Here is a 12,005-nt window from a genome sequence, read left to right on the forward strand (position 1 = left end):
ATTTTCTGCTCATCGGTTTTTAGGTCAAAGATAATATTTTTTGGAAAATGGAAATTTGTCGTACACCCATAAAAACTGATAAATTAGACACTGATTTGCTTCGCCTGTTCGCTATCGCTCGGGTCACGGATTTTCATGGATTTTAATTCATGAAATTATCACATACAGAGTTAAAAAATTTTCAATCAGCCGAATAGTTACTGATTATTAAATAGTGCTGACCAATAAAAATGTTTAAACACTGTCATTGATTCTATATTTAGAGTGTTTTGGTCTATTATCACCCTTTTCTTAGTTTTAACCCTAATAAAAGTTTAAAAATCAATTAGTTTGTTTATCAGATAGTTACGTCCAAGTCTTTATTCTAACAGCGAAGCGGTCTTGATTCTTTACCGGACACAAGTTCTTTTCAAAATATCGGTCAAATTATTCAAATTGAATCTATTATAAATAGCTCTTTTTCGCCATGTATTTCGTCGATAATTGCTCCTTTTAACGAAAAAACAGCACGTTCATACCATTTTTAATTCACTAACGAATCAAATTTTTTAGTTTTAGAATAATTAATCCAATACCTCTCATGAAAAAAATACTTCCCTTAATGTGTTTTGTATGCATTTTTAGTTTCTATAATGTACTAAATGCACAAAACGATAAAAAAAGCAGCCCTATAAATGATTATTCAGAGCGCCCTTTAAACAATACGGATACCATTCCGGATTTTGATTCTAAGGTAAACAAGCTCATGATCACTGGAACCATTTATGAAAACGATGGCAAAACGCCTGCTAAAGATGTTATTCTGTATATATGCCAGCCCGATGAAGATGGCAATTACGAATTGAAAAAAGACAGCAAGCGCAAACGTTATGTGTACCACAGAGCTTGGATAAAAACTGATGCCGATGGACGTTACACGTTTTATACCTTTATGCCCGGGGCAAACAGATACGTAAAAGAACTAAAACAGATACAACGTATTATCAAAGTTCCCGGACAGCCCGAAAAAGAATTGAATTCCTTCTTTTTTAACGATGATCCTTTAATACCGGATTTAACACTCGCATGTCGTGCACAAGTAGTACAAAGCATCTTAAAACTTGAAAAAAAAGACGGAATGTATGTTGCCAATAGAGATATCAGGCTGGAAAAAGGCGTACCAAACCTGCAATAGAAATCAATTGATCACACCAAAACTTAAAAGTCCCACTTCTGGTGGGATTTTTTTTTGTTTGTGCGCTACGCATACCATATATCTATAGGGTGCAAATCCCGAACGAGCCTGCCAATGGGAATCGTCAGCCAAGAGCAAGGGTGTCTTTCGTGAGGGAGAATCTGAAGGAATCTGGCGGCAAATCTGTGACTGAACGAACAGAAACATAATATAAGGCTTACTCTGTGGGTCAGTGGGCATTAGACCGCAAAGCCCGATAGTTGGACGTAAACAGAGGTAGTAAATTATGTCGGTTACAGTGAAAGAGATATGAGTTTACCGTAGGAGGTCTGCAATAGATAACCGAGGCCGGGACGAGCGAACTGTTTAGGCAAAGTATCATTGCAGAAGTCAGCCGAAGCCATATTAGCGGAGAAGCATTCGTAATGAATGTGGAGCGAAGGGCTGAACCCTTAAAGCTGAGGAGTTTTTTTTTAGAATAGTAAAAGACAATGAAAAAGGATAGAAAACAGTTGAAGAATCAGATGGAGCCTGCTGGACAGGAAGAATGTTTTCATAACAACGACCTTTTCGCTGTAGCGACACCCGTATGGTATCAAAACAGCGGAAAGGTAAATCCCGGGTGGCTTTCTATATGCAAGGAAGAACGAAATCAGACAACAAGTTTACTGAGACAAGTTGCAAGTTTCAGCAATTTGCAAAAAGCCTATAGGCAGGTAAGAAGGCAATGGCGGAAGTGCAGGCGTGGACAAAATGAGCGTAAAAGACTTTGGAGATTGGTTTGCCGAGCATTACCAAGCACTTCAAATGGAACTACAACAAGAAACCTACGAACCACAAGCCGTTAGGGGGATCCAAATCCCAAAACCCAAGGGCGGATTTCGCCAATTGGGCATCCCCACCGTAAAAGACCGAGTGGTGCAACAAGCCATCAGTCAAGTACTGCAACCAATATCCGACCCGAAGTTCTCGCCCAACAGTTACGGATTCCGTCCCAAACGCAACGCCCATCAAGCTTTGGGACAGGCTTGTAAGTTTGTCAAATCAGGCAAGACCAAGGCAGTAGATCTAGACCTGGCCAAATTCTTTGATGAGGTAAATCACCAAAGATTGATGTGGCTATTGAGTACCAGAATAGGAGATAAGCAACTTTTACGGCTTATCTTAAAAATTCTAAAGACGGACATTCTAACCGACGGACTCCAAGAACAACGGACAAAAGGCACTCCGCAAGGAAGCCCTTTAAGCCCGCTGCTCTCCAACATTGTTTTAGATGAACCGGACCAAGAATTAAACCGCAGAGGTTTGAATTTTGTTCGCTATGCCGATGATGTACAAATACTTGTAAGCAGTCAGAAGAGTGCCGAAAGAGTACAGGCAAGCGTCATAGATTTTATAGAAAACAAGATGAAACTAAAAGTAAACCGAGAAAAGAGCGGTATTAAACCGTGCCATCAGGTGAACTTCTTAGGACATAGTCTATTATACGGAGGTAAATTGGGTTTGGGCAGATCGAGTGAACAACGTCTCAAAGACAAACTCAAAATGGTAACCCACCGAAAAAGAGGTGTCAGCCTTGAGCAAATCTTGAAAGGACTAACAGTTGTTGCACAAGGATGGTTGCAGTATTTTCACTTGGCACAAATGAAAAGTAAACTCCCAGCAATAGAAGGGTGGCTACGCAGACGGCTCAAATGTTTTAGATTAAAACAATGCAAACGAGCCATCGGAGTAGTCAGATTTCTGCAGAAGCTAAAAGTAGAAAAGACTCTGTGTTGGCGATTGGCATTAAGCGGGAAAGGATGGTGGCGATTGTCTAACAGCCCTGCATCAAACATAGGAATGAATAATAACTGGTTTTTAGAACAAGGCTTTTACAGCCTGACATCGAATTATCAGAAGTTATTTTGTAAACCACTTTAAGGAAACCGCCGTACACGTAAGTACATACGGTGGTGTGAGAGGACGACAAAGTCAAGGTTTAAACTTAACTTTGTCTCCTACTTTAATTACCTTCATTTTGTGTATATATTTTTTTATGTTAACTTATATAAAATTTAATTAAGATTCATGAAGGCGTCAGACCTATTTATAAAAGCATTGGAAAACGAAGGCGTAGAGTATATTTTCGGATTGCCAGGCGAGGAGAATTTGGATATATTGGAATCCATTCGGAAATCAGATAAAATAAAAATGCTGCTCACGCGCCATGAACAAGGTGCCGGATTTATGGCAGCCACTTATGGAAGGTTAACGGGTAAAGCGGGCGTATGCATGTCCACACTCGGCCCAGGGGCTACCAATATGGTAACGCCTGCTGTTTACGCACAATTGGGCGCCATGCCACTGGTAATCATTACGGGACAAAAGCCTATAAAAACAAGTAAGCAAGGTAAATTTCAAATTGTCGATGTGGTTGAAATGATGGAACCACTCACCAAGTTCACGAAGCAAGTAACCCATAGTGAACATATTCCCTCCATAATTAGGGAAGCATTTAGGCTAGCGCAAGAAGAACGCCCAGGAACGGTCCATATAGAATTACCCGAAGATATTGCGCGCGAAGACATAAAAAAACCTTATGTTTTTGATGTGGTTGATTTTAAAATACCCCATGCCATACCCGAAACCATAATTGGCGCTGCCAACATGATCAAAAAGGCAAACATGCCGCTATTGCTTATTGGAGCGGGTGCAAACCGTAAACGTGCCTGTAAAGCATTGACTGAATTTGTAGATGCTTTGGGAATTCCTTTTTTTAATACGCAAATGGGGAAGGGGATTATAGATGAGCGCCATCCCTTGTATCTGGGAACCGCAGCCTTATCAGATTATGATTTTCTGCACGAAGCCATCCGTAGCGCAGATCTTATCATCAACGTGGGCCATGATACCATTGAAAAACCACCGTTTTTTATGAATCCTGAGGATAACCGTAAAGTGATCCATGTTAATTTTTTTCCAGCGGAAATTGATGAGGTATATTTTCCACAGCTTAATGTAATAGGAGACATTGCCACAAGTATTTCAAAACTAACCGAAGCTCTTAAACCGGATGCCAACCAATGGGATTTGGAGTTCTTTTTAGAGGTAAAAAACAATGTTACCAATCATTTATCAAAATATGAAAAAGATGATCGTTTTCCCATCTTGCCACAACGTTTGGTCAAAATAACCAGAGAGATATTGCCCGATAACGGTATGGTAACGCTTGATAACGGCATGTATAAAATATGGTTTGCACGCAATTACCCAGTCTATGCCCAAAACGGTTTAATTCTAGATAACGCTTTGGCTACCATGGGTGCCGGACTTGCCTCTGCCATTATGGTAAAAGAATTGAATCCTGATAAAAAAGTGGTTTCCGTAAATGGTGACGGCGGTTTTATGATGAATTCCCAAGAATTGGAAACCGCTATGCGGATGCAATTGGATTTGGTTGTCATCATTTTAAATGATAGTGCTTACGGCATGATAAAATGGAAACAAGAAGATGAAGGTTTTAAAGATTTCGGATTGGATTACACCAACCCGGATTTTGTAAAATATGCCGAAAGTTTTGGTGCCAAAGGCTATCGACCGGATTCCGTTGAAAACTTTAAAGACATCTTTAAAAAAGCACTCGATTCCAAAGGAATCCACCTTATCGACCTTGCGGTTGATTATTCATTAAATCACGAAATATTGAATGTTCTTATTAAAGAATTTTCAGAAACCCTTAAAAAATAAAAAATATGTCCACAACAACAACAATTAATCCTGCAACCGGCGAAAAAGTAGCCGAATACGAACGTATCACTACTGATGAAGCACTAAAAAAAATAACAAAAGCCCAAGCGGCCTTTAACGATTGGAAACGGTTTTCGTTGGAAAAACGCGCCAAATTGATGCACAAATTGGCAGACGTTCTGGAAGACAACAAAGAAACCTATGCACAATTGGCTACCACCGAAATGGGTAAAGTCATTGGTCAGTCTCGCAAAGAAATTGAGAAATGCGCTTTGGTATGCCGATTTTATGCAGACAACGCCAGTACCCTGTTGGCTGATGAAACCATAAAAACAGAAGCCACCAAAAGCTATGTCACGTTTCAACCTTTAGGGGTAATTTTAGCTGTTATGCCTTGGAATTTCCCGTTTTATCAAGTCATTCGTTTTGCAGCACCCGCATTAATGGCAGGGAATGTTGGGGTTTTAAAACACGCCTCCAATGTGCAAGGGTGTGCCTTGGCTTTAGAAGATGCTTTTGCCAAGGCAGGATTCCCAAAAGACGTTTTTACAAATTTGAATGTCCGTTCCAAACAGGTAAAGGACCTTATTGAAAGCAACCATATTGTTGCCGTTACCCTAACGGGCAGTGAGCCCGCAGGACGCTCGGTAGCCGCCATAGCTGGACAAAATTTAAAGAAAACCGTTATGGAATTGGGAGGGAGTGATGCCTACATCATTCTAGAGGATGCCGATTTGGAAACAGCTACCGATTTGGCAACGTTTGGGAGGTTGCAAAATAACGGACAAACCTGTATTGCAGCCAAACGGTTCGTTGTTCTGGATGCCATTTATGATGCATTTTTGGAACTGTTTACCACAAAAATGAAAAAAGCCAAAATGGGAGCGCCCACAGATGAAGATACCTATTATGGCCCGATGGCACGAGCGGATTTAAGGGACGAACTTCACGGGCAAGTAGAAAAAACGATTGCACAAGGAGGCCGATTGGTTTTAGGAGGCATCGTACCAGATAGAAAAGGTGCTTATTACCCTGCGACCATTCTTGCGGATTTAAAACCCGGGATGGAAGGTTTTGACCAAGAACTGTTTGGGCCCGTAGCATCTGTAATCCGTGCCAAAGATGAAGACCATGCCATTGCACTGGCCAACAATTCGCATTTCGGTCTGGGTTCCGGCGTCATTACAGGCAATGAAAAACGTGGTGAAAAAGTGGCGCTACAGCTGGAGGCAGGAAATAGTTTTGTGAACAAATTGGTGGCATCAGACCCAAGATTGCCTTTTGGAGGGATTAAAAACAGCGGTTATGGCAGGGAACTTTCGGGCTATGGTATCCGAGAGTTTATGAACACAAAAACTATTTGGATTGATTAAAAGCAATCGTTTTATTTGCTTATTTTTCTTTTAAAAGTTTTCTTCCGCAAATGAGTTCATTATAAAAAGAATAACAAACCAAATTACCTGAATTTCCTATACGATTAATTAAAACCTATAAATAAACCGAAACAGTTAGCATAACCATGGTAAAAATCAATAAGATAATGACCAAGGGCATCACAAATTTCAGCCATTTATCATAGCCAACCTTAACAACAGCAAGAGATGCCAATATCAATCCAGTCGGACTTATAAAAGCAAATAGTCCCATACCAAATTGATAAGTATTCACGATGGCTTCCCTGCCAATGCCCACACCATCGGCCAATGGCGACATGATGGGCATGGTCAATACCGCCATACCGGAAGAAGAGGGAATAAAGAAAGACAATCCGCCATAAATGTAGAGCATCACGTTTATAAACAGCCCTTTATTCATACCATTGGTGGCATTACTGGCATAATAAAGCAAAGTATCGCTTATTTGTCCGTCCACCATCAAAATGGTAACACCTCTGGCAATGCCAATAATGATGGCAACACCCAGTAAATCGCTGGCACCTTTTACAAAAAGATCTACAAAAGTATATTCGTTGATTTTTCCGATAATTCCAATAATGATGGCACCCACAAAAAATACAACGGTCATTTCCAAAAACCACCATTCCAATTGCGATACCCCATAAATCATGACGACAAAACACATGGCAAATACAAAAAGTATCAATTTTAACCGCATGGTTAATGTTGCTTCAGAAGATGTGGTACTGCCAAATAGGGCATCAATGTCGTCTTTTTGACTGAAAATTACCGATTTGGAAGGGTCTTTTTTTACACGTTGTGCATAGCGGAGAATGTAAATGATGGATATTAAAGTAACTAAAATAAGCATAATTAAGCGCCCTGTTAAGCCGGTGGTCCAATTTATCCCGGCAGCATCTGAAGCTATAATGGTACTGAAAGGATTGGTTGTTGAGCACATGGTACCAATGGACGAGCCCAAATAAATACATGCCAAAGCTACCATGGCATCATATTTTGCGGCTAAAAATATGGGTATCAGGATAGGGTAGAAGGCAATGGTTTCTTCGGCCAACCCAAAAGTGGTACCTCCAATGGCCACCAACACAGTGACCAGCACAATTAAAATAAATTCCTTGCCCTTCAAGGTTTCGGCTAACCACGATATTCCAGCATCAAAAGCACCTGTGTAATTCATAATACCAATAAGACCGCCAATAAACAGCACCAGAAAGATGATATCGGCAGCCTCAATAATCCCTTTTATGGGCGATTTTATGAATTCAACTAAGCCTTGGGGTTTATTTTCCACTTTATGGTACGTATTTGGGATGCTAATAGGTTTCCAAATATCGCCATTGGTAAATTTCTCTATGGGAATCTTAATTTTTAAAGCATCTAAAGTTGCTTGCGATGCCACTAATATTTCGGTTTTATCCAAACTGGTTCTAGTAAATGTGTTCTCGTTTTTGTTATAAGCTAAAGAATCAAATTTGCCAGAAGGGACTATCCATGTAAGGATGGCCACCAATGCTGCAATAATAAAAAGTATGGTTTGTGCGGTTGGGAATTTTGTTTTTTTCAAACTTAATGTTTTATAAGAATAAAGATAGTATTATTTTAGTTCGATTTTTTGAGTCTGTTTAAGAATTTGTGATTAGATTTTTTATAGGCTATTTTTGATGCAGTATGAGGTAAAATTTTTAAACATAGCCGAGTTACGGTTCAAGATTTTAACGAGATAATGCGCAAAAAGAGACATAAAAAAATAATTAACGAAATTTTAAACAGACTCTATAATTAAGATAATGAATGTTGATATACACAAAAGTTGGAAACCTTATTTTGAGGCCGAATTTGAAAAACCTTATTTTAAGGATTTAACGAATTTTGTGAGAACGGAATATGGGAACAACAGATGTTTCCCTCCGGGGAATCAAATTTTCAATGCGTTTAACCACTGCCATTTTGAAAATGTAAAGGTGGTCATTATTGGCCAAGACCCCTATCATGATGTTGGTCAAGCCAATGGATTGTGCTTTTCTGTTAACGACGGCATGAAGCATCCGCCATCACTCATCAATGTTTTTAAAGAAATTGAAACGGATTTAGGAATTGAATACCCTAAAAGTGGAAATTTAACCAGATGGGCAGACCAAGGCGTATTGCTATTAAATGCAACGCTTACAGTGAGGGCGCATCAAGCGGGAAGCCATCAAAACAAAGGTTGGGAGGTATTTACAGATGCCGTAATAAAAACGATTAGCGATAAAAAGGAAAACGTTGTGTTTTTACTTTGGGGCGGTTTTGCAAAACAAAAATCAAAATTGATAAACCCGAAAAAACATAGCATCTTATTATCAGGGCATCCTTCCCCATTAAGCGCCAATAGAGGCTATTGGTTTGGAAACAAACACTTTGGTAAAACTAACTTCCTGTTGGCGCAAGTGGCTGCGAGTCCAATTCAATGGTAAGCTCGGGTTTTAAAACAAGAGGTGCCTTATTTGTTCTAACTGATTTTATGGTTTTATTGCAACTGAATTTTAGTAACAGAAAATTGATAACGACTAAAATGGAAACTATAAGTGTAATTTTAATTAACATAGGCTTTGGGACTTAATACATCGGCAAAATACAAAATAAACAAGCTGAAACCATATATTTCATCAATGATTATTTAAATTAAACACAAAAATAATAAATAAAAGACTACACAGATGCATTTATTTGCTTTTTTTTTTTTAAATTTTACAAAAAGCATTTGCATTTTTATTTTTTAAGATTTTTTTTTCTAATGGAGTCCCTAACGGGGCAGGCCAAACGCTTTTATGGACATAATAATCTTTATGGTCCCAGAGCATCGGGACGTGTAATACTTTGTGTGCCTTCCTAAAGACCGGCAAGCAGGTGTGTTATAGCCATTGCACACGATACATAAAGAAAAAACCATTATATAAAGGAGTTTATCATGAGTTATATAAGAACCTGAGTTTACATAAGGATTAGTGCATACTATTAATAATCAGGAGTTTAATAATTTTGTCATTGAGAGGCAACGATAAAAAAATTATCAAGAGATATTGTTGACAATTAAATTGAATTTGAATTTGAAACTGAAAATTTGAAAATATGGATGGTCCCCTAGAGGGCACTTTAGGGGTGTTTTTAAAATTTGAGCGCTATTTAAATATTTGAAAATCAAATATTTTAGTACATGACAAAAAATCATATTAAACATTTATTAAACTCTATTAAGCCTACTGAAACGCCAAAGACTATAAAGCTATTGATAATCAGTTATTTAAATGTATGTTTCAATTTTTTTCATGTACTTACATCAAAAATATAAAATACTTCTCAATGGAAGCTTTTTCATTAGAAAAAAGCGAAGCAATCTTTTAAATTGAACTTATTGGATTTTATTTATAAATTAAACAGATTGCTCCGTCGTGCCTCCTCGCAATGACGAATGTGATTGATATTCAGTTATTTTGATTCTTGCTTACATCGAACTCAGGTTAAGAACATTTTTTAAAGGCGTTTGCCCTGGCTTTAAGGTTGATTTAACAAGTATTATGAATGAACTTATTTAAAGTTTTTCAATTGGCTAAAACCTGCCTGCCGCAGGTTGTGTCTTTTTTTTCGTTCCGTAGCCATGCTATGCAACTAAAAAAAGCCTTCAACTGGTAAAAAAAATGATTGATTTTCCCCTCGATCCAAAAACTTTAAATGAGTTCAATTAAAAAAATGTAATTTTCAATGTTTATGAGGGTATTTCTTAAAATAAAATATATTTTTGAATAAAATATTAAAAATGGAAGGAGCAAATTGGGTAATTGCTAAAGAGTATGAAGACATCACTTATAAAAAATGCCATGGTGTTGCTCGAATAGCTTTTAACAGACCAGACGTTAGAAATGCTTTCCGGCCAAAAACCACCAGCGAACTTTACGATGCGTTTTATGATGCCAATGAAGATGTAAATATTGGAGTGGTTCTATTATCCGCCGAAGGGCCATCAACCAAGGATGGTATTTGGAGTTTTTGTTCCGGTGGCGATCAAAAAGCGAGAGGCAAGCAAGGTTATGTGGGTGATGATGGGTACCACCGATTGAATATTTTGGAAGTTCAACGATTGATCCGTTTTATGCCCAAAGCAGTGATAGCGGTTGTTCCTGGTTGGGCAGTGGGTGGCGGACATAGTTTACATGTGGTTTGCGATTTAACATTGGCCAGTAAAGAACATGCTATTTTTAAACAAACAGATGCTGATGTTACCAGTTTTGATGGTGGCTATGGGTCGGCATATTTAGCAAAAATGGTGGGGCAGAAAAAAGCGCGCGAGATTTTTTTCTTGGGAAGAAATTACTCAGCGCAAGAAGCTTTTGATATGGGCATGGTAAATGCCGTAATCCCTCATAATGAGTTAGAATCAACTGCCTTTGAATGGGCACAGGAAATATTGGCAAAATCGCCCACCTCCATAAGAATGCTGAAATTCGCCATGAACTTAACCGATGATGGCATGGTTGGACAGCAAGTTTTTGCAGGTGAAGCAACCCGATTGGCCTACATGACCGAAGAAGCGGTTGAAGGCAGAAATGCTTTTTTAGAAAAGCGCAAGCCTAATTTTGTAAAGAAATGGATTCCTTAATATGAAGCATATTTCTGTTTGGCTTTCCACCATGCGTTTAAGAACGCTGCCATTATCAATTTCAGGTATTATTTTAGGTTCTTTTTTTGCAGAATACAATGGTTATTTTGTGTGGAACATTTTTATTCTTGCCATTTTAACCACCTTAAGTTTTCAAATACTTTCAAATTTTGCCAATGATTATGGTGATGGTATAAAGGGTACCGATAGTAACGACAGGCTTGGTCCTGGGCGTGCCGTTCAAACCGGAAAACTTTCTGCGGAAGACCTATTTGGCGCCATCAAAATAAATGTATTGATCTCAATAATATTAGCACTATTGCTCATTTTTACGGCATTTGGCGTTAAATACTTCTTACTTACCGTTTTGTTCTTTTTGTTAGGCATTGCGGCTGTAGCAGCGGCCATTCGTTACACCATGGGAGACAGTCCTTACGGCTATAAGGGTATGGGCGATTTTTATGTGTTCCTCTTTTTTGGATTGATCAGTGTTATAGGTAGTTATGTTCTTTATGCAAAAACCATAGACCATCTGGTGTTCTTGCCTGCATTTACCATTGGTTTGCTAAGTGTAGCGGTTTTGAACCTTAACAATATGCGTGATATCGTATCTGATGAAAAATCCAAAAAAATAACACTGGCCGTTAAATTGGGCATCAACAATGCTAAAAAATACCATATAGGGCTTATCGTTTCTGCCATTGTTTTATCGGGGCTATTTGGTATTTTGTACTATACCTCTTTATACAATTTCATTTTTTTTATCACCTACATCCCTTTGATCATTCACATTAAAAAAGTTATAAAAAACAAAGACCCTAAAATGTTGGATCCCGAGTTAAAAAAAGTGGCGTTGACCACGGTTGCTTTAGCGGTTCTTATGGGAATTGGGTATTTAATGTAAATTTATAGATTGTTGATAGAACCATGAAAAAAATAGTACTTCTGCTTGTGTGTTCAGTAATCCCATGGGCCCATTCACAAGAAAAAACAACACTTAAAGTTATGGAAAGCCCAGAATTTCATGATGAAGTAAAATCTGGCGCAGTGC

At 38.4% G+C, this 12,005-nt stretch carries 7 protein-coding genes and 1 pseudogene; 7 read left to right on the forward strand and 1 reads right to left on the reverse strand.

Going from position 1 to position 12,005, the window contains the following annotated elements:
* Positions 1-580: 580 nt before the first annotated feature.
* The 4 genes and pseudogenes from ACU1LP_RS18335 to ACU1LP_RS18350 all read left to right on the forward strand — a co-directional run bounded on the left by ACU1LP_RS18335 (position 581) and on the right by ACU1LP_RS18350 (position 6,276).
* Positions 581-1,174 carry a dioxygenase family protein gene (locus ACU1LP_RS18335; protein ID WP_445731728.1) on the forward strand — a complete coding sequence of 198 codons (594 nt, stop codon included), beginning with the start codon at positions 581-583 and terminating at the stop codon, positions 1,172-1,174.
* A gap of 735 nt (positions 1,175-1,909) precedes the next feature.
* Positions 1,910-3,097 (forward strand): annotated as a pseudogene (gene ltrA / locus ACU1LP_RS18340) (group II intron reverse transcriptase/maturase); the annotation flags it as partial.
* A 147-nt stretch (positions 3,098-3,244) separates the two neighbouring features.
* Positions 3,245-4,903 carry an acetolactate synthase large subunit gene (locus ACU1LP_RS18345; protein WP_445733856.1) on the forward strand — a complete coding sequence of 553 codons (1,659 nt, stop codon included), beginning with the start codon at positions 3,245-3,247 and terminating at the stop codon, positions 4,901-4,903.
* Positions 4,904-4,908: 5 nt separating this feature from the next.
* The gene (locus ACU1LP_RS18350) at positions 4,909-6,276 is read left to right on the forward strand and encodes an NAD-dependent succinate-semialdehyde dehydrogenase (RefSeq protein WP_445733855.1); all 1,368 of its coding nucleotides are present in this window, start codon (positions 4,909-4,911) and stop codon (positions 6,274-6,276) included.
* A 115-nt stretch (positions 6,277-6,391) separates the two neighbouring features.
* Here the strand turns inward: ACU1LP_RS18350 and ACU1LP_RS18355 are convergent, their stop codons facing one another.
* Positions 6,392-7,885, reverse strand: a complete 1,494-nt coding sequence (locus ACU1LP_RS18355) for a YfcC family protein (protein ID WP_445733854.1) — start codon at positions 7,883-7,885, stop codon at positions 6,392-6,394.
* 223 nt (positions 7,886-8,108) lie between these two features.
* Here ACU1LP_RS18355 and ACU1LP_RS18360 point away from each other — a divergent pair, with 223 nt between their 5' ends.
* From ACU1LP_RS18360 to menA, 3 genes are all read left to right on the forward strand, one after another.
* On the forward strand, positions 8,109-8,774 hold the full coding sequence (locus ACU1LP_RS18360) for a uracil-DNA glycosylase (protein ID WP_445733853.1): 666 nt from the start codon (positions 8,109-8,111) through the stop codon (positions 8,772-8,774).
* A 1,340-nt stretch (positions 8,775-10,114) separates the two neighbouring features.
* The gene (locus ACU1LP_RS18365; RefSeq protein WP_445733852.1) at positions 10,115-10,954 is read left to right on the forward strand and encodes a 1,4-dihydroxy-2-naphthoyl-CoA synthase; all 840 of its coding nucleotides are present in this window, start codon (positions 10,115-10,117) and stop codon (positions 10,952-10,954) included.
* Position 10,955: 1 nt separating this feature from the next.
* A complete protein-coding gene (gene menA / locus ACU1LP_RS18370; RefSeq protein ID WP_445733851.1) occupies positions 10,956-11,858 on the forward strand; it encodes a 1,4-dihydroxy-2-naphthoate octaprenyltransferase in 903 nt (300 codons plus the stop codon).
* Positions 11,859-12,005 lie beyond the last annotated feature (147 nt).

It is taken from the genome of Mariniflexile sp. (assembly GCF_052728615.1).